At 46.7% G+C, this 21,698-nt stretch carries 7 protein-coding genes; all 7 read left to right on the forward strand.

Annotation, left to right across the window (positions count from 1 at the left end):
- Nucleotides 1-6 precede the first annotated feature (6 nt).
- A complete protein-coding gene (locus O59_RS02425) occupies nt 7-1,299 on the forward strand; it encodes an ATP-binding protein (protein ID WP_007639151.1) in 1,293 nt (430 codons plus the stop codon).
- 691 nt (nt 1,300-1,990) lie between these two features.
- The gene (locus O59_RS02430; protein ID WP_007639153.1) at nt 1,991-4,945 is read left to right on the forward strand and encodes a TonB-dependent receptor; all 2,955 of its coding nucleotides are present in this window, start codon (nt 1,991-1,993) and stop codon (nt 4,943-4,945) included.
- A gap of 87 nt (nt 4,946-5,032) precedes the next feature.
- The gene (locus tag O59_RS02435; RefSeq protein WP_007639154.1) at nt 5,033-7,834 is read left to right on the forward strand and encodes a fibronectin type III domain-containing protein; all 2,802 of its coding nucleotides are present in this window, start codon (nt 5,033-5,035) and stop codon (nt 7,832-7,834) included.
- A gap of 123 nt (nt 7,835-7,957) precedes the next feature.
- The gene (locus O59_RS02440) at nt 7,958-11,311 is read left to right on the forward strand and encodes a pectinesterase family protein (RefSeq protein ID WP_007639155.1); all 3,354 of its coding nucleotides are present in this window, start codon (nt 7,958-7,960) and stop codon (nt 11,309-11,311) included.
- A 98-nt stretch (nt 11,312-11,409) separates the two neighbouring features.
- The gene (locus O59_RS20835) at nt 11,410-13,377 is read left to right on the forward strand and encodes a polysaccharide lyase family 1 protein (RefSeq protein ID WP_081489621.1); all 1,968 of its coding nucleotides are present in this window, start codon (nt 11,410-11,412) and stop codon (nt 13,375-13,377) included.
- A gap of 681 nt (nt 13,378-14,058) precedes the next feature.
- Entirely contained in the window at nt 14,059-18,240 is a 4,182-nt protein-coding gene (locus O59_RS20840) for a hypothetical protein (protein WP_050976931.1), read from the forward strand.
- A 147-nt stretch (nt 18,241-18,387) separates the two neighbouring features.
- Entirely contained in the window at nt 18,388-21,207 is a 2,820-nt protein-coding gene (locus O59_RS21915; RefSeq protein WP_232283023.1) for a pectate lyase, read from the forward strand.
- Nucleotides 21,208-21,698: the final 491 nt, after the last annotated feature.

Here is a 21,698-nt window from a genome sequence, read left to right on the forward strand (position 1 = left end):
ATTCTGATGAACCGCGCCTTTATTTCCCTGTATTTTTTTATTGTCGCCTCGGTAGTATTAATTGGCTGGGGGCTCAATCAATTTTGGGAAAACCTCGCGCCCGAGCAGCAACCGACAGCGGAAATCGTGGCGCTGCTGCAATTGATCGAGCAGGATTTATTAAGCCAACAACCACAGCCAAATGATGGCTATGCACAGCGCGCGCAGCAAATTGCCGCGCACCTCGCGGTGGATCTGGAGTTATTATCGCTGGACGATGTGGCGCAATCGGCCGCGCTGCAGCAATTGCACGCCGGTGAAATTCTGGCGAGTCGCAGTGACAGTCATATCATTTGGTATCAACGCCTTGCGCAAACTGATCAAGTGATGATGTTGATGTTGCCCTTAGGCGATGAAAGCGGCGCGCCTTTGTATCGGCTGTTGCTAATTTTGTTTTATCTCGCGATTGCGCTGGTGATTTATATTTGGGTGTGGCCACTCTCGCGCGATAGTAAAAAACTGGAATTACAAACCCGCACTCTGGGCAAAGACGGTGTGCCCGACACCCTAAAAATTTCCCCTGCCTCTACCCTCTACCCTCTGGCGCAAGCGTTTAATCACATGGCGCAGCGGTTGCGCGAATTAATTGCTTCGCACCGCGAAATGACCAACGCTGTATCCCACGAATTGCGCACGCCGCTGGCGCGGATGAAATTTGCTTTGGCATTACTCGATGAACAACAGCTCGATGAAAAAAATCGCCGTCAATTGCGCAGTGTGGAGCAGGATGTGGCGGAAATGGAGGCACTGATTAGCGCGCTGTTAATGTATGCCGGCTTTGAACAAAAAACCCAACAACTGCAGCAAACACCGGGACATATGATGGATATGCTCGCTGAGATCGGCGCGCGTTTTCATCGCCACAATGAGCGGCAGTTGCAGTTGGAAATTATCGACAAAACCCAAGGCCAGGAATTTAGCTGCGAGTGGAAGCTGATGGAAACCGTGCTGCAAAACCTGATCAACAATGCCGCGCGCTACGCCACTCACACCATTCGCGTGGAGCTGACACAAACTGCTATTCACTATTGTGTTGCGGTAGAAGATGACGGCCCCGGAATTGCTGCCGAACAACGCGACAAAGTTTTTGAATCCTTTGTACGCCTTTATGGCGAAAGCACCAGCAATACCGCCACTGGCGGTTTTGGCCTGGGTCTTGCCATAGTAAAACGCATTATGCAGTGGCATCACGGTGGCGCGGTATTTGTTGACCCCCAGACCCTGAGCGGCGCGCGGGCGGAGATTCGGTGGCCGAAATAGGTGTCCAGCAGTGTGTGATGAGCGCTTCTGTCGGCAGCTGGAGCGCCAGTAACTGAACAAATAGTAGATTTAGCTGACAAAAATGTTTCCAATCGAAACACTTTTATATCAAAAAATGGCGCATTTTTCGTTTTCTGTTGAAATATTGCACTATTTTCACCAGAATCGGGTATCGAGCTAGTCAATTTTTAAATGATAGGTGTAGTATCCATCACCTGTGATCGATGTCTCGATTTGCAAAATAATAAGAGTTGTCCCGGTCGTATTACTCAATCCCTCGGCAAAGAAAATTAATAATCAGAGTGCCCTAGAGCACCATGGAGCAATGCTCCCGCCATTCGCCTGGCACTATAAAACTAAAATCTGGCAATGTAATTTCTATCTCGGTTAATACCAAAATCACCACTGATTTTGGTGGTGGCTCCTAAGCATTCTGAATTCCAGAGCTTGCAAAAAAGCCACGAGATAAATGAAAACAGCATCAACTACATTTCAACCTTCAAAGGTTGGTTCGCCTTGGCTAGCATCATTGCTAAGCCCCGAGTATACCTTTGCGCTGTATTTTCCCTCGTCCTTCTTTGTGCCGCTCTTCAGGGCTGTTTTGTTGCGCCTGTTTAATACGCACACCAGTAACAGCCCTCTGTTAAAAATTATTTAACAATTTTTTCAAGCTGTAAAAGAGGGGAAGACTATGCATAAGAAACGTTTATTACCACTGTGTATTGCGTTGGTCGCGAGTGGCCAGTTGTATGCACAAACCAATGAATCATCTTCTAACGATGTTGTTGAGGAGGTTGAAGTTACCGGTGTGCGTGCTGCTGAGTTAAATGCCCGCGAAGAAGAGCGTGCTAAAAATATTTTCAGCTCGGTTATTTCGCAGGATGATGCGGGTAACTTCGCCGACCAAAACGTGGCGGAATCTTTACAGCGCTTGCCTGGTATTACGTTGCAGAAGTCTGAAGGTGAAGGAAAGTTCGTTTCTGTGCGCGGTCTTGGCCCAGGCTTTGTGACGGTTCAACAAAACGGTGCCGAGTTGGCAACCGCTGGTTCAGATGACCGTTCTTTTGCGTTGGATGCGATTCCCGCTGATTTGCTGAGCTCGATTGAAGTATTTAAATCACTCACCCCGGATATGGATTTGAACTCGATTGGTGGTGTGGTTAACGTAAAAACCGTGAGCGCCTTTGATCGCAAGAAAGACTCATTGCGTTTGAATATTCAGGATTATTATCAGGATTATCGTGAAGAGCACTCGCCCAAGATTTCTCTGCAAGGCACTAATTTGTTTGCCGATGACACCATCGGTATTGGTTATTCTGCTTCTTGGGAAGAGCGTAAAACCGTTACCTACGAAATGCTGCATCACGAGACTACTGATCCACGTTACGTGCAAGAAGATACGCTGACGTCTGTACCTGATGTTGAAAATCTCGACAGCTATATGCTGATCCCGTTTGAATTCCAAAATCGTCAGGAAGTAGCTGACCGTGAGCGTACAGCGCTGTCGTTGGATTTTGGTTATCGCCCAACTGAAAACTCTGAATACTACGCCCGTGGTTCCTATACCGAATACACCGATATGGATGTGGCCTGGCGTGAATACTATCGTTTTGGTCAAGCGGGTGCGGATGACATCGCTTACATCGATCGTGCAACCAATACCTTTGGTGTTGTCGATGCCGATATCCAGCAGCAGATGTTTATCCAGGATGGTACGTCCAAGACGACCTCCTACGCGCTGGGTGGAAAAAATAATTTTGATATGAGCAACGGCCAATACAAACTGGATTACGAATATTCTTGGTCAGAAAGTACCTATGAAAAACCGGATGGCCAACGGGTGCAGTTCCGTGAGCGCGATGTACCCTTGATTGCGCGTGCAGGCAAAGAGTCGATTGTGGCACAGGCGATTAATCCCAATGATTTGGCAGCGCTCATGGGAACTACCTATACAGGTGCCGGTTTTATTAGCGATCAAGTTTCTGGTTACAGCGCTCAAGGTGTCAGCCTTGCCGGTTTTGAATTCGACAACCTGTTTTTGGAAAACTCTTCACGTGCCGATGAGTTGGAAGCGATTAAAGTAGACCTTAAGCGTGAATTTGATGACGGTTGGCTAAGCTACTGGAAAGTCGGTTTCAACATTAAAAACCGTGTAAGAGATCGCAATCAGGATCGTTGGAGTCTGGTACCAAAAGATTTCAGCCCTGAGTGTGCTGGTGCGCCTGATGTTGCGCAATGCCGTTACGATATTCAAAGTAATCTGACTGATCATGAATACGCCATGCCTGGCCAACCGGATTTCGTTTATCCAGCGATTACCAAAGCAGGTGCCGAGCAGTTAATTTCCAGTGTGCGTGCCATCGCCAATCAAGGTACCCAACAAGGTTTGGAAAGTGTGTTCCGTGATTACACCCTCACTGAAGATACTGCCGCAGCTTACGTAATGGGTGAGTTCCGCCTGAGCGAGAATCAATCCTTGATCACCGGTGTACGTTGGGAGCAAACCGAATTCAGTTCAACTGGTTACTTCGCGATTAACAACGATGCCTTTGATATTGGTTCAGGTAATACCGTCAGCTTTGACTACTCAATTCCGCTCCAAGCAGAAGCGAATAAGTACGACGACTTATACCCCAGTATTCATTATCGCTTTGAGCCGCGCGAAGATGTGTTGATCCGCTCGTCGATTTGGACCAGCTTCACTCGTCCATCGTTCGATCAAGCGCGCGCCTTCGCCACTATCGCTAGCGATTTCCAATTGTGTAATCCAGTGACGGGTGTTTGTAGCGCAACCCCTGATTCACCCAACCTGACCGCAGAAGACCTGGCAAGTTATACGCTTGGCCCGGACAGCGCCATGGAATTAGGTAACCCCAATCTGCAGCCGATGAACTCTGTAAACCTGGATGCGTCCATCGGCTGGTACGCCGACTCCAACCAATTCTTACAAGCAGCGGTGTTCTACAAGGACATCACCGACTTCATTGTTGAGGTTCAAGGTTCACAAATTGCGCTGAATGAACTGCCAATGGATTTGCCAGTTGAGGGTGTGACGGGCTTTATCATCCCTGAAGATCTGGTCATGAATAACGTCAACTGGACCACCAATGGTGATAAGGCTGAGGTATACGGTATTGAATTGACCTACGTCTATAACTTTGACTCGGGGTTTTTCTTCCAAAGTAACGCCACCTTTATGAACAGTACCGCGGAAGCGGGTGACTCTATTCGTGTAGGCGAAATTCAATTGCCTGATCAAGCCGATACGACTGGCAACCTGACCGTAGGTTGGGAAAGAGACGGCACCTCAGTGCGTCTGATTGGTAACTACACCAGTGAAATCCTCAAGCGTATCGGTTCTTGTCCAACAGGTTCCGAAGGTCGCTTGATCTCTACTCCGAGCAATTCTGGCACCACCTGTAAAGTTTGGGCTGACCAGTATCTTGGCGATACCTTCAGCATGGACTTTAAGGCTACCTACCAAATTACGGATGAGCTGAAAGTCTATTTCGACGCGATGAATATCACCGATGAGTACATGACTACTTATTACACCGGTAACGAATATTCAGGCGGAAAAATGATGTATCACTCTGAGGTTTACGGTCGCTCGTTCCAAGTGGGTCTCAATTACAAATTTATGTAATCAGTGTGCCGCCTCGGTGGCATTTTGAGACACACCATTTTCGGAGCGGGTTTAACCGCAAAACGTTAAAAAGACAGGTAATAAAAAATGAAAAAACTCAGCTTAATCAGCACAACCCTCTTGGGCTCAGCCCTCGTAGCTTGTGGTGGCGGCTCAGGTAGCCCAGCCAAGACCGACTTGTGTAGCGAATTGAATGTTACTAACTGTAATCAGGTGGTAATTCCATCATCTACTTCATCGTCAGCTGCTTCAGTTGCACCACCAATCAATAACATTCTGCCGATTACCGAAACCTTTGCCGCTGCTAATGCCACGCAATTTTTTACGCAGGGCTATAAAAGTTTGTTAAACCCTGACACAGAAGACTTGAACCCTGCATTTTACTACTCAACCTCGGGGTTGGATTCCGGCCGTATTGTCAGCGTCCCGGGCAAATTGACCTTTGGTAATGCGCGTTTTTCCCTGGGCCAACGCCTACAAACTACCGGTACCCATATCAATCCAGAAGCTTTGCCTGCTGATTACAAAACTGGTACCACTACCGATGGTACAGCTGCTAACTTCCCCACCACTACTACCTGGGGTGAGCTGGATTTAACTAATCCCTGGAAAATTTCTTTCTGTGTACAGGAATTCGAAGCGCTGCCTGGTTCAGATAGTAACCAGCAATTTATGGTGTATGTGGATAACAACCAATCGAATGCCAGCTTCTCGATTCACGGTTCCAAAAGTTTGGCGAAACAACTTAACGTGACTAACTTTGCCGCTGGCAAGCGTGTTGAAATTAACTTCCCTGGCGATGTACTGGTTGGTGGAGCAAGCATCGACTCGGTACTGCAAAACCCTGGTACAACTACATCGTTTATTCAATTGCGTGTGCCTAGCGCGGCTGTCGTCACTATGAGTGAGATGTGGGTTGGTTACCAAGCTGATGTTTCTACAGAACCAGCAGCCAGTACCTGTACCGCAGGTGAGCGTGTGCCCGGTTGGAATGTTGCACCACCACCAGATGTACCGGTTGCACCGACTTTTGAAGTAGGTAGTAATCAGTTGCGTGTTAATTGGTTAGCACCAGCCCGTGCAACCAGCTACACAGTTGCCTACAACACCGTTGACTCACTGGAAGGTGCTACCTTGTTGGCAGGAATTACTGGTACTAGCACCCTCATTACTGGTTTAGAAAATGGCACTAGCTACTATGTATTTGTAAAAGCCATAAATGCTGGTGGAGAAAGTGCGTTTGGTCCCAGTGCAGTGGGAATACCGGAAATGCCTGCAACGGCACCCCAAACACCAACTGGTTTAACAGTTTATGGCGATAATCAGCGTGCATTGGTGACTTGGGCTGCAACTGATGGTGCAGAAAGTTATTCATTGGCGGTGAACACCCAAAATGAAACGACCACTGCCACCGTGACAGATGGTATTACCAATACCAACTTCCGCTTGAAAAATTTGGTTAACAACACTCCTTACTATGTGTTTTTAAAAGCAGTAAATGCGATTGGTAGCAGTCCTTATTCTGCAGCTCAAGTAGTAACTCCTTCAGCGTTCGATGTGTATCAAGCGAATTTTGCGGTAACTCGCGAACAATTCTTTGATTCGGCAACCAGCACAGCTTTTGCTGCAACTCCCGCGGTGCAAACCATTAGTTTGGACAACGACCAGGCAGTTGCATTGGCGATGGCTGGTGAGAGCCGCATGATGATGACTGAAAATGGACTGCGTGTTGCTAACGCGCGCTTCAGTATCGGTCTTGCTGGTGTTAAACAAGAAGACGGCTCTTATACCTACACAGCAACCACAGCAAATGTTGCACCTGTCGGCGGTACGTTTGATTTAACCAACAACTATCAAATTTGTTACACAGTTGTTGAAAAGCATACTGCTGGGTTGTTCCGCGTATATGTTGATAACACGTCTACTACTTCAGGTAATTCCATTCACGGTACAGCAAGCCGCTTGATCAACCAAACCATTACAGATATTCCACTTAATACTGAGCAGTGTGTGGATTTTGTTGACTCAAATCATCGTGGTACAGCCAATTCGTTTTTCTTGTTGAATACCGATGGTGCAAGTGGAGAAGTGGGTGTTGTACTGAGTAGCTTTAAAGTAGTTGATCTGGGTACAACTCCCGTAAAAGATACTGCTGGATCTTCCAGTTCAGCTGCAACCAGTTCTTCCACTCCAGCGAGCAGTTCAGCACCATCAAGCTCAGAAGCCGCCAGCTCTTCGACACCTGTAACAAGCTCGTCTTCTTCCAGTAGCTCGGAAGCGGAGAGCTCTTCGGCGCCAGCAAGCAGTTCCATTCCCGCTAGTTCAAGCAGCAGTAGCGCACCGGTTGGTGGTGCAGACGCAAACTTTAACTGGGCGAGTTTTGAGGATGATGCTTACATCAGCATTTTGGTCAACGCCGTAGACTCAGGTAATAACCCGGTTAAGCGTCAGGCAACTGCACACAGTATAAATGGACTGTCTTTCTTCCATAACGTTGCAGAGGCTACAACAGTCCTGCGGCATCGTGGAACGGCACCCGAATGGAACTTCAATGGTTCAGGCTGGGCTTCTGGTAACCCTGTAACTGCAGTGGGTGAAGTGGCTGCAGAAATGAGAGCCTTTATTGGTGTGCCTGTTGATGCTGGCAGAGCGGTGACTTTGACTCTTGTACATCGCAACTCAAGTGCTGGTAGCGGCCCTGAATCTATTGTGTTTGTGGGTAGTGACGGCACAATTCTCTACAAATCTGCTGCTGCTGTGAATGCGGCGACTACAACAACATTTAGTTTGCCGTCAGGCCATGTCCAAACAGAAGTGAAAATACTTTTCTCGCGCGAAGGTGGTGTGGGCGGTATGCACCTCACGTCAATCGATAAAACTTATAACTGATAAATCAATCCTTGTCCTGTTTAGCATCGGGAAATTAACTGCGAAAAATAAGCCGATTTTTATCGGCTTATTTTTCCACCAAAAAACGTTCGTAAGATTAATAATAAAAGCAGATTATCGACTATGAAAACTACATCTCTGATTGCATTGTTATGTGCTGCAGGTGCATTGACTGCCTGTGGCGGTTCTAATAATTCATCCAATTCAAACTCAAGTTCCAGCGCTCAGCTTTCCAGCGCTGCCCTGAGCAGCAGCTCCGTGGCGCTGTCCAGTGTGGAGGTATCAAGTGAACAATCGAGCGAACAATCGAGTGAGTCCAGCTCGGTAAGCAGTTCCAGTGAAGAAGCGTCATCCAGTGCCGTGAGCAGTTCTGCTCCTGCAACTGCGTGGGCGTGCCCGGCAACAGGTCTGTATTTCTGCGATGATTTTGGCTTGAACAACAGCGACAAATGGAATTTAAAACCCACCACCCTAAATACTTTGGTGCCCACCGGTGCATTTGATATTGCCGATGACAATGGCAACTACACATTACGTTATACCGCTGACAGTGTTGGTGGTGTGATTGCACTGGTTAAACCAGAAGCCTTTGCCGGTGTGACCTCGGCTGACTATTACGTCGAAGCAAAAATTCGCCCGCGTGCTAACGGCACTACCAGTAACAAACAAATTTATTTGATCACTCGCTATGTGGATGGCAATAACTGGTATGCCGGTGCACTCAATGTGCAAAACGCGACTACCAGCACCCAAGTGGAAATTGCCAAGATGAAAGACGGCTCCATCAGCCGGCCTAAACAAGTGAAAAAGCCCATTGAGCAAGGCACCTTGGGAATGCTGGATGGCCAGTGGTATACCCTGCGCATTGAAGCGTTGGGCAGTAACCTCACGGTGTATCTGGATGGCGAAACCATCGCGACTCACACCGACGCAGATTTCACTGCCGCCGGTTTAATCGGTTTATGGACCGCGAATAAATCGTTTGAAATTGACGATGTAAAAGTGGGTAACGCCAATGAAAAACCGGCATCACTGTTAATTTCACCTGCAGCCAATAGCTATGCGGCGGAAGTGGGCGATGCACCCCGTGCAATTACCATCACTGCTAAAACCGATGCCGGTGCTGACGATAGTGTGACAGTGGTATCCAGCGATAATGCGGTGGTAAGTGTGAGCACGACGGGCAACACTGCCACACTTACGCCCGTAGGTGAGGGCAGTGCAACACTCACTTTCACCAGCAATTCTGGTTTGGTGCGCACCATTACCGCGACTATTGCACCGCAATTTGTGATGCCTACTGCTAGCTACACTTTTACTAACCAGCTTTCACCGGCTGCTGGTGAAACCTATGCCTATGAAGATGCAACGCTGAAATTGACGTTTGATTCTGCTCCCACCTTGGGAACCGCCGGTAGCGTGCGCATTTTTAAAACCAGCGACGATTCATTGGTCGATAAAATTGCCTTGGTGGATGAAAGTGATGCAATTGGTTTTGGCACTTTACGCAACCTGAAAACCAAACCCATTCGCATCAGCGGCAATACCGCCAGCATTAGTTTACACGCGAATAAATTGGAACCTGGCACCAGCTACTATGTAGCGATTAGTGAATCAGTATTTACCGGTGCAACTTTAGCGGGTCAAGCGTTTACAGGCTTGGGTAAAAATGCCAACTGGAATTTCACCACCCGCCCGGCGCTTGCAGCAGGGTTAACCAGTTTGGTGGTGGATGACAATGGCACCACCGCGCATTTCCGTTCGGTGCAAGGTGCGCTGAATTATGCGATGAAGAATATCGCGTTGGACGATGCGGCCACTATCACCATCAATAATGGTATTTATGAAGAGCCACTGTATCTGCGCAACAAAAATAATGTGACGTTGATTGGTGAGTCGCGCGATAACACGGTGATTCAATATCCCAACAACGAATTGCTCAACTCCGGTTCTACCGGGCGCGCGTTATTTTTGGTGGAAACAGCAGACATGTTGACGCTGGAAAACCTCACCCTGAAAAACACCACGTTAATTGGTGCCGGTGGTCAGGCTGAAACAATTTATTTCAATAGCACTAACGGCCGTTTGGTGGCGAAGAACGCCAACTTTATCAGTGAGCAGGATACCTTGTTGCTAAAAGGTTGGACTTGGTTCTACAACTCACTGGTTGCGGGGAATGTGGATTTTATTTGGGGTTACAGTAAGGCTTCATTGTTTGAGAAAAGTGAAATCCGCTCCCTGGGTCGCTCTACTGGTAACAACAATGGCGGTTATGTATTGCAAGCGCGCGTTGAAGCGGCGGGCGATAAAGGTTTTGTATTTCTCAACTCCAGCCTGACCAGTGGTGCAGGTCCAACCGGTGAAACGCCAATCGATGGCACTCACTACTTGGCGCGCAGCCCAGGTGGCACAACTACCTTCGATAACATCGTGTTTGTTAATACCAAAGTCGGTTCGCACATTAATGCAATTGGTTGGGCGGGTTTAGGTATCAATTCGCAACCGGCCGCTAATCCGGCAACGGGCACTGCGACCACTGGCTGGCGCGAATACAACAGCATGGATTCGAGTGGTGTACCGCTGAGTCTGACTGGTCGTCAGTTTGGCTATTCATTATCGCTCGCGGAAGCAGCGGGTTATTGCAGCCGTGCGCAAGTATTTGCTGCCTACAACAGCGGCGCTGGTTGGAATCCATTGCCGGATGACATCAGTGACTGTGTGAATGTAGAAGGTGTAGTGACTTCATCATCTGCTTCGAGCGTGTCGTCTACTGAAAGCAGCAGCACATCCAGTGCAGCGACTTCCAGTGAAGCCAGCTCATCAACCAGCTCAGACATGGTAGGTGGGTCTTCAAGTGATGCAAGCAGTTCATCAAGCAGTGTGGCTCCAGTGACTACGACATGGATGCCTACTTATACCGATCTGCAAGCGCTGGTAGCTGCTGCGCCAGCAACTAACAACAATGCCAACTTCAATGCGACTATTGCCCCAGTCACCATCGGAGGAATTAAATTCTATTCCTCTGGTTCAGGTAGTTTGCGTTTACATTTGAATAGCGCTGGCACTGAGTATGCCGTGAATTACAACGGCACCTCTGCCAAAGACGATACGTCTGGCAATCCGGTTACTTTTGTGGAAGGCAGTAGTCAGGTCAATCCAACCGCGCTGAATTTAGCCGGTGGAGTAACCCGTTTTGTATCCGTACCTTTTACACCTGTTGCAACACCAGTGACCTTAACGGTGACCTATTCAAATGGCAGTGCTACTGCAGCAGGGGCATGTCAGAACGGCCAAATCGCTATTGTTGATCAGACTGGAAAAACCTGGAAGGTTGCATCCTCTTGCAGTAATCCAGCGCAATCAACGGTCAGTGTCACAATTACTGATGCGACAGTATCCGAATTGTTTGTCTTAATGAGCCGCAACGGTGACGGTGGTGGTGGCATTCGTATCTGGAAAATTGAAATCACTAAATAAAATTTTACATTAATCCGAGAAAACGATCGGCATTGTCCGATCGTTTTGTATTTAGGCTGGGATGCAAAACCTACAGCAGTAATAGAGGTAGATATTTTATGAAACACAGTAATCTTGTTCTCAGTCTTGCCGCCGCAGTTGCATTAACAGCCTGCGGCGGAGGTGGTGGTAGCAGTGGAGGTAACTCATCTGCCGCTCAACTTAGCTCTAGTCCACCAGCGGCCTCATCCACCCCGTCGTCCGTGGTAAGTAGCACATCGCTAGCTGTGGAGAGCAGCTCGTCATTGGCTGCTAGTACCGCAAGCTCTTCTAGCGTTGTTACTGAATCTAGCAGCAGTCTTTTATCATCTAGCTCAGTTAGTAGTGCAGCGTTAAGTAGTAGCAGTACTAGCAGCGTAGCTTTCGACTTCACCAGTTGTAATAACTTTAATACTGCGCAAGGTTTTGCGGCGGCTGGCAATGGAGTGACTGGTGGTGCAGATACCGGTTTGGGCAATAACACAGTGACTGTGACCAACGGTGTGCAATTAAATAGTGTGTTAAGTGCAACCAACGCGACCTACAAAGATTTGCCTTTAATTGTGTATATCGATGGGCCGATCACCTGGGCGAATTCCAACAATACCGAAATTCGTGTGCGTCGCAGTAATGTCTCTATTATTGGTTTGGAAAATAGCGGCGAATTTGATGGTGTAGGTATGCGCATTAGCCACGGTGCGAGCAATATTATTGTGCGCAATTTACTGATGCATGAAGTACCGCAAGCTAACGGCGCAGGCGATCATATTCATCTGGATGGGCAAGACGGCGCGGTTAGCAATATCTGGATTGATCACAACGAGTTTTACAACGATCTGACCGTCGATAAAGATCTTTATGACGAGCTAGTCAGTGGTCGCAGTGATGTTAAAAATGTGACTATTTCCTATAACCTGTTGCGCAATAGTCAAAAAACCTCCCTCTGGGGTTCTTCAGATGATGCAGTTGCGGAAGATGTAGGCCGCACAATCAGTTTCCATCACAACCACTGGAAAGATGTGGTATCGCGTTTGCCACTTTTCCGTTTCGGCGAAGGCCATATCTGGAACAACTACTACCAGAACGTAACGGGTACGGGTATTAACTCGCGCATGGGTGCGAAGATACGTATTGATAACAACGTTTTTGAAAACGTAAAAAATCCTATTCTGTCAGTGGATAGTTCCAGCATTGGTTACTGGAATGCAACGGGTAATAGTTTCACCAGCGTCACTTGGAGCGACACCCCTGTAGCATCCTGCAGCACAGCACCTTGTTATGCCGGTACTAATGATTCTGTTACTACAGATTACCAACCGCCTTACACCTACAATGTTATGGCAAGTGCCGATGTAAAAAACCATGTACAGACTTATGCCGGGCGCAACAAAATTAACAGTTGTTTGAATTTGCCGGAGGCCAGCAGCTCGTCGTCTTCTGCCCAATCTTCATCTGCTCCCAGCGGGATCGCCATTAATTGGAAGCCTAGCCATACCGAGTTAGCGTCCGCCGTTGTCTCTCAACCTGGAGCGAATGAAAATACCAATTTCAATGCAACAGCATCAACACCGATAAAAATTGGCGATTTCAATTTCCAATCATCTGGTGCCGGCAATTTACGATTGCATTTGAATGGTGCAGGTACTGATTATGCGATTAACTACAACGGATCATCTTTGCGCACAGAGCCAACCACCTTGGTGGAAGGCACTAGTGGCCAAGTAAATCCAACCTTGCTCAGTGGTGCGACGGGCGTTTCGCGTTATGTATCCTATGCTTTTGCGCCAAGCAGTAATCCCATCACCATGACCGTAACCTATTCAAATGCCAGTGCTACAGCAGCAGGTGCTTGTCAAAATGGCCAAATAGCAATTGTTGATCAGACAGGAAAAACCTGGAAGGTCGCATCATCTTGCAGCAATCCGGAGCAATCAACCGTTAGCGTGACCATTGCCGATGCGACTATCTCTGAATTGTTTATTTTAATGAGCCGCAATGGTGACAGCGGCGGTGGCATTCGTATCTGGAATATTGAAGTTACCCAGTAACTTCTACTTAAAAACGGCCAGTACATGCTGGCCGTTTTTATAAATGCCAGACAAATAAAACGGTGAATTCGAGTAGATATGTAACATCAAAATACTATCTTACGCTGTAACCCTTTACAGATTGAAATGTGACTTGATTAATAGTTTAAAAAATTCAAGAATTGTCGAGTCACCCGCCAACAAAGGCGGAAAAATATAAAAATAACTTCAGAAATATAATTGGGAGGGACGTTCCCGAATACCTCGGCATTGGTTTGGTTATCAAATTATTACAATAACCTAGAGAAAACGACCAATGAAAGTTCTACTACTGATTCTGTCAATTTTTGCTGCTTGTGATAGCAGCACTAATTTATCCAATTTATACTTTCTGCGTTCGTTCTCTCTTGCCAATAGTTGCTTATCGTTTATCAAGCCATGCAGTTTGCATATAGTCTTTTTAAGACTGTCTTATATTAATCCCCCCCGATTTTTAACTTTCAAAAAAATAGAATAATTTTTCCAATAAATACTCGCAGGCTTTGTGAGTGTTAACGCTTTTATATGCAGAAGTTGGCTAACCAGCTCAGTAACAACGGCAGTAGTAAAAGGTCTTGATAAATAACAAGAATATTGCATGCAAATGCAGTAATTCTTGTTGTTGAAACAATAAAAATTACAGCGATTTATCAGGAATCAACAATGAAAACATCAATTGTATCAACCCTCGTGCTCAGCCTGTTGATGGTTGGTTGCGGTGGCTCAGGCTCAGGCAGTAAAAACACCAGTTCAGCTTCATCGTTATCATCCAGCACTGCTGTATCTGTCAGCAGTATTGCTAGTTCAGATCAGGCAAGTAGTTCAGCACCGGTATTGACCGGCGTGTTTCTCGATGCAGCCGTGGCCAATCTTGGTTACCGCACTGCAACCCGGCAAGGTGTAACCAATACCAATGGCGAATTTAATTATCTTGCTGGTGAATTAATTACCTTTTTTATCGGTGGGTTGGAATTACCCAGTGTAATAGCGAGCGACATTATTACGCCCATGGATATCGCCGATACCGAAAGCCTTAACGATAATCAACTCATTAATATTTTGCGTTTATTGCAAAGCCTCGATGCCGATGGCGATCTCTCAAACGGTATTGAAATTACCGCCGCCGCGATTGCCGCCGGTGTTGTGTTGGATTTCACTGTAGCACCCGATGTATTTGCAGAATCGCCTGCCGTAAAAGCGCTGTTGCAAGCATCCGGAAGTGTTAATCAGGAATTGATTTCTACCGAACAGGCGCTCGCGCACTTTCAAGAGACGTTGGCATTTATTAACGGCACGTCTTCCAGCAGTTCCAGTCAAACTGCAGAAAGCAGTTCATCGGCCACCAGCGAAGACGTAATTGCAGTGCCAGGGTCATCGGTGAGCAGCGCGTCTGTTGTAAGTTCATCATCCAGTGAAACTGTAGTTGCGAGCTCCAGCTCCAGTGCTATTAGTGAAATACCCGCAGTCAGCTCCGCTTCATCGACAAGCAGTATTGATAGTGGCAGCACCGGGATTCGCCCTGCCAAAATGGAAGGTTTTGCCGCCTATGCAGGAGTGACTGGCGGCGCTGGTGGTCCAGTGATTACTGTGACTACAGGTACTGAATTAAATGCGGCATTGTGTGGTGTACGCAGTAGCAATAAAACCGCACCGGTTATAATTTTGGTAAACGGCACCATCAATCACGGTAATACTACTGCGCAGGGTTGTAATACCCAGCCCGATGTGATTGAAATAAAACAAATGAGTAACGTCTCGATTATTGGTGTAGGCTCCAACGCATTGTTTGATCAAATTGGCATTCATGTGCGCGATGCCTCCAACATCATAATCCAGAACGTACATATCCGGAATGTGAAGAAAAGTGGTTCACCAATATCTAATGGTGGTGATGCCATTGGTATGGAGACGGATGTGGATCGCGTCTGGATCGACCACAACTGGTTGGAAGCATCGGGCGGCGAAAAAGATGGTTATGACTCACTGTTGGATATGAAATCCGGTGTGACTAACGTAACTGTGTCTTACAACAAGTTTAACGATTCGAGCCGTGCAGGTTTGGTTGGTTTTAACGATAGCGACACCAACAACAATATTACTTTCCATCACAACTATTATAAAAATATAGAGCAGCGCACGCCCTTGGTTCGCAATGCGCTGGTGCATGTGTATAACAACTATTATTCGAACGACAACATTAATACCATGATCCACGGTATTAATTCGCGTGCGAATGCAAAAGTATTGGTGGAAAGTAACTACTTCTACAACACCAATAATCCGCTGATTGCATCAGATGATTCACCTACACCAGGCTGTTGGCAAACCAATAATGACAACACAGTACTGCCGACGATTTATTACAGCCGTACCGTCGGTAATGGTGCCTTGGTTATTCCAGAAGTTATTGATGGCCAATTGCAATCAACCTGCGCAGTAACTGTGCCTTACACTGTCGAAATGGATCCGGCCGCATCTATACCAGAAATTGTGATGGCGAATGCGGGTGTGGGTAAAATTGGCAATGAGGGTGAAGCGACTAGCAGTTCTTCTGCAAATTCATCGGAAGCAAATACCTCAAGTAATGAATCAAGTGAGCAGTCATCCAGTGCCTTGTCAGTAGGTACTGCGGGTACGCTGAATGAAAGTTTTAATGTTGATAAAGCCACACTCTTCAGTGCGACCTATCAATCCATTTCTACCGATCCAAGCGCAGCACGCTACTTTGTTACTGGAGGCAATAGTGGCATTACTGTAACGAATAATGAGTTAACTATTTCTGCTGGCCGTTTCACTATTGGTCATCGTCCACCGCGCACTAATACCTTGGCAAGTGATACCAGTGCAAATGGTGATTTTGATTTAAGTCGCCCATACCGCATCAGTTTTAATGTAGTGGCTACTTCCGGTACAGGTAAGCTGCAAGTTTATGTTGATAACAATACGACAAGCGTTGCTAACTCAATGCATGGAGGTAGCTCCAGAGTATTTGATGCAGCAGTGAATACCCTGACTGCTGGACAGTTGATTGAAATTACACCCACTGTAGGCACCGCAACGTCGTTTATTGCATTCCGCACCGAAAGTTCTACCAGCGTTACAATTGATAATTTGAAACTGGAATATTTGGATGAAGGTTCATCTGAGTCTTCAGAATCTTCTGCGGGTGGTGCAGTGTCTTCAAGTTCATCGTCAGTCAGCAGTGAAGCTGAATCAAGCGCAGCGGAATCATCAGTAAGCAGCGAAGAAGCCTCTTCAAGTTCTTCAGTCGCTAGCAGTGAAGCTGAATCATCATCCAGTTCAGAAGTATCTTCTGAATCGAGCAGTGAAGCATCATCAAGCAGTTCATCAGCTAGCATTGTGAATACTCAGCTGCCGCTAACAGAAAACTTTGACAACGTAGTAGATGCTGCTGGTTTCTTTAGTGTGGGTTACAAAGCATTGGCTACAGAGGAATCGCCTTTTTACTACAGCACTAGTGGCGGTAGTACACCGGCTTTTGCTGATGGAAAAATTACCGTGGCAGGTGTTCGCTTTACTTTGGGTAATACCACACCAACTGTGACTACCCTTGGTACAGATACAGAAACATTTGGCGAACTGGATTTAAGTCAGCCTTATCGTATTTCTTTCTGTGTTTCTGCCAGCAATGCAGCGGGTAATCTGCAGTTGTATGTGAATAACAACACTACGTCACAAGGTGCATCTGCCCAAGGTAATGCCAGTCGCATATACAGTCAGTCCATCAGTGGCATAGCCGTAGGCCAGCGAGTGGTAATTAACTCCAATACTGGTAACTCGAATTCGTTTGTGCAAATTCGTACGGATAGCAGCGGATCGGTAACTATCGACGACCTGTGGATTGGTTACCAAGCCGACACTAGCACTGAACCGGCGGTGGAAACTTGCGTTGCACCTACACCTGCTGCACCCAATGCACCCGTGGTAACTGCTGGTGATGCACAAATCTCTGCAACCTGGAGTGCCGTTAACGGCGCTACCAGTTACGAAGTGTTCTATAACACAGTGGATTCAGTGGATGGCGCAACAGCATTTGAAAATAATCCTGTTGTGGGTACCAATGCAGTCATTACAGGTTTAACCAATGACACTCCTTACTTTGTATTTGTTCGAGCAGTGAATGCTAGCGGCAGCAGTGAGTACAGTGTGAGTGCAAGTGGTACACCAGTAGCCGCGAACGAAGAGCCGGAAGAGCCAAGTGGATCCACAATTGTTTGGACTGGCGAAGCGTTGAAGCTTAGTGGAAGCACAACCAATGTTAGTGGATCTGTTGATAGCTCCAGTGATACAGCACTAAGTTTTACAGCGACGGGCGGTAAGTTTGAGTCTGGCAAAACAGCACTTTATCTGGTGAGTACCCCCGTATCAGGTGACTTTGTATTGACTGCTAAAGTGAAACAGTTAGGCACAGTAAATGAGAGCACGTCATCACAGCTTCCTGTTGGACTGATTATGTGTGTCTGTAATGCTGCAGATGCAGGAACTAAAGTTATGGCATTAGCTGGGTTAATTGATAAAACTACAGATACTACCGTAAATCTATTACCTGCTTATGGACATATACTTGCAGACGCTGGCAGCTATGCAAAAAACAACGCTGCTAGCAGTGTTACACCCGGTGAAACTCTGTATCTGAAATTGGTACGCTCAGGAACTGGCTATATTTCGTCCTTTTCAACCGATGGTGGTATTAACTACACTCTATTAAATAGTGGAACCTTTACTGCACCGTTGCCGACAAGCTTAAAAGTTGGTGCTTTCTCTGCTGCAGGTGCAACAAGTCAAACGTTTATTTTTGAAGATATCTCAATCACCCAAAATTAATATTTGAAAGAAAAACAAACGCCCGGAGTAATTCCGGGCGTTTTTTATCCCCCTAAAAAAAGAAGCCAAGTATTGGCTCATATCAATCAGCAATAGTTATTGGTCTTGATAATCAATAAAAACGACAATGTTTTATCAGGAAAAACTATGAAGAAATTAATTATTTCAGTCACTATGCTCAGCGTATTGATGACCGCCTGTGGTGGTTCTGGGTCAGGTAGTAGTAATACGAGTTCTGTTGCATCCTCAATCTCCAGTTTGACAGTATCTGTAAGCAGTATCGCGAGTTCAGAAGCTAACTCAGCACAGACCAGTAGCCAGGCGCCGGTAGCAACAGGCGTATTTCTCGATGCAGCGGTTGCCAATATTGGTTACCGCACGGAAACCCAAGAAGGTTTTACCAACACTAATGGTGAATTCAGCTATCGCATAGGTGAATTAATTACATTCTTTATTGGTGGGTTGGAATTGCCCATTGTAGTGGCAAAAGACATTATTACGCCGCTGGATATAGTCAACACCGAAAGCCTTACCGATAACCAACTCATTAATATACTGCGTTTATTACAAAGCCTTGATGCGGATGGTGACGCAAGCAACGGTATTGAAATTACTGCCGCTGCAATTGCAGCCGGAACAGTTTTGGATTTCACTACAGCGCCGGAAGTGTTTGCTGAATCACCGGCGGTAAAAGCATTATTGCAAGCATCCGGTAGCATTAATCAGGAACTGATTTCTGCGGAACAAGCCGTAGCGCATTTTCAAACTACTTTGGAATTAATTAACGGGCCATCGTCCAGTAGTTCGAGCCAATCATCAACGCTGATTATTGAATCCAGTTCATCTATGAATAGTAGTGAAGGTGCTGTTGCTTCAAGTTCCTCAGTTAATAGTAGTGAAATAGTTGTTGAATCCAGTTCCTCTGCAGCTAGCAGTGAAGAACCTATTGCATCAAGTTCTGCAGGTAATGTGGCCGAAGTATTTTTTACGGAAACCTTTGAAGGCGCTACTGCCAGTAATTTCTACACAACCTATCGCGTTAACGGCAGCGGTCAATCGCTCTATAAAAAATCCGGTGGTACGCCAGTGTTTGCAGATGGCACCATTACCTTAACCGGTGCGCGTTTTACCATTGGTGAAGTGGGTAAAGATCTGGATTTAAGCAAGCCCTACAAAATTTCATTTGATGTGATGCAAGCCATCGGTTCCGGAAAAGTACAGATTTTTGTGGATAACGCCAACACCTCCGGCGATAGAATCTTTAATGAAAATGCCAATACTCTGGTTGTGGGTCAACGGTTTGTATTGAGCGCTAGCGATAGCACGGCGAATTCTTTTATACAGATTAGAGCAGAAAGCACCGCGACTTTGACGATTGATAATCTGGTCATTGAATATACCGATGCGGCGGGTTCATCCAGCAGTGCGTCATCCACAGGTAATGCAGGTGCGAGCAGTTCTGCGGCAGGCGGGGTAAGTTCAAGTGCTAATTCATCGATTATTTCATCGAGCCTGAGCAGTTCATCATCAAGCGCACCTTATATTCCCGGCGATGTAAACCTGAGTGCGGACTGTATTATTCTCGCCACTAATCCCAACGTAAACTGGCGCGATACTGCCTTGCAAAGCGATCAGGAAATTGTGGAGTGTTTATATAAAACCCTCGGTACTCCAGTGGGCTATGGTGAAAATGCAAAAGGCGGATACGATCCTAACGGCAACAGCAAACTCACTATCATCACTAAAAATTCCAGCACCTCGGTTGAACAGCAAGTGTTGGATGCAATTAGCGGTGAAGCGCACAACTGGATAGTGTTCGACAAAATCCAATTTGCGCAGCCAACAGAAATTGGTATGTACCGTTTGGGTTGCAGCAATCCGACTGTGCAATCCATTCTCGGTGCAACCGAAGCTGAGTGTGTGAATTACGAACAGTGGTGCGCAAAAAACAGTGTGAGTGAATCGGCGTGTGTGAGCACTTTCTTTAACACGGCGATGAATAAATCCAACAACCCGATTCGCAATCCGGTGATTGGCTCCAACAAAAGTATCGATGGTCGCGGCAGCGAGGCGCACTTCCTGTTTAGCGGTTTTGCGATTGGTAAAGATTCCACTGGCCAACCGACACAGACCGCAACCAGTGTGATTCTCACGCACTTGAACTTTAAAGGCGCAGGCCACACCGAAGACCATTATGTTGACCCGGATATGATTCGCTCCACCGGCGCATCACACGATATCTGGATTCACAAAAATACCTTTGATACCACCGGCGATTCCGCGTTTGATGTGAAAGTCGGCGCCTACGGCATCACCATGTCATTCAACGAAATTCTCGATGTGAAACGCGCAACGCTACATAGTTCCAGCGACAGTCACACAATCGACGCGCAAATCAGAACCACCATGCACCACAATTTATTTGTGACACGCGATGCGAGTTACATGGCGCTCGGCAATACCTTGCGCCGCGTACCGCTGATCCGCCGTGGTACCTCGCATATGTTGAACAACGTGTTTGTGAATTATCGCAAAGACCTGCTCAGCATTCGTGTGGGTGCGAGCATATTGCAGCAAGACAATATGTTTGTAGTTAACCGCATCCATCAGGAAAAAGCGGATCTGGCTGCATCACTCACTGAGTTACAAACGAACTTGATTCGCGATGTAACCGGCGGTAATTATCGCGGCGAAGGCAACTTCGTTTGGTTTGGCGACGCTGCCTGTAATCTCGATGAAACCACCAAAACCGGCTTTACCATTAGCTCGGGTGCAGTGGCTAATTTGGCGGAGAACTATTCCGCCACCTCGCAGGGCCTATTGGGCAGTTGGCATTTTGCGGCTGGGCAGGATCTGGTGGATTACCTGAGCGCTACGGCAGGTAAATATGGTCAGGTGCCGTTTAATTCGCCTTTGTCGGGCGACCGTCATTATGTTCTGGGTTTGGGTAAGGTGACCTGTCAGTAATTGCAGTGGGACAAAACGATTGGCTATATAGCGAAATGGCGCAATATTCATCATTTTCTATGGTCTATATAGTCAATCGATATTTGTCTGTAAAAATTTGTATGTTATAAATGACTTGTCTATAGGGAATGGCATGGTTTGCAACAATCAACTTTTCCGTTTGCGGTAACGTATTGATTGCAGATCATTTTAATAAGAATAGAAACATAGACACGGGTCACGGCCCGATTTCCTAGCAGGTACCCTTTATGTCCACTCTCAGTATTCGTCAGCAGCTCATGCTCTGCGGGTTATTGATTACTGCACACGTCGTTGTTTTTGCATTAGCTCCTGCCTAAGTTTTTTAACTGAAAACCAGGGCCGCAAAGCCACAGCCACCTCTCAATCAGGGGGCTGTGGCTTTTGTGTTTTTGGGCGTAAGGAACTGTGAAAAAAAACGCCATTGACTGGCATCTGCACGCCAAAATGGGTATAACAGAAGCATGTTGACT

The sequence above is a fragment of the Cellvibrio sp. BR genome (assembly GCF_000263355.1).
Classification (GTDB): domain Bacteria; phylum Pseudomonadota; class Gammaproteobacteria; order Pseudomonadales; family Cellvibrionaceae; genus Cellvibrio.

Coding starts and splice junctions, on each gene's coding strand:
- O59_RS02430 (WP_007639153.1), top strand. CDS start 1,991: ATGCATAAGAAACGTTTATTACCACTGTGTATTGCGTTGGTCGCGAGT.
- O59_RS02425 (WP_007639151.1), top strand. CDS start 7: ATGAACCGCGCCTTTATTTCCCTGTATTTTTTTATTGTCGCCTCGGTA.
- O59_RS02440 (WP_007639155.1), top strand. CDS start 7,958: ATGAAAACTACATCTCTGATTGCATTGTTATGTGCTGCAGGTGCATTG.
- O59_RS20835 (WP_081489621.1), top strand. CDS start 11,410: ATGAAACACAGTAATCTTGTTCTCAGTCTTGCCGCCGCAGTTGCATTA.
- O59_RS02435 (WP_007639154.1), top strand. CDS start 5,033: ATGAAAAAACTCAGCTTAATCAGCACAACCCTCTTGGGCTCAGCCCTC.
- O59_RS20840 (WP_050976931.1), top strand. CDS start 14,059: ATGAAAACATCAATTGTATCAACCCTCGTGCTCAGCCTGTTGATGGTT.
- O59_RS21915 (WP_232283023.1), top strand. CDS start 18,388: ATGAAGAAATTAATTATTTCAGTCACTATGCTCAGCGTATTGATGACC.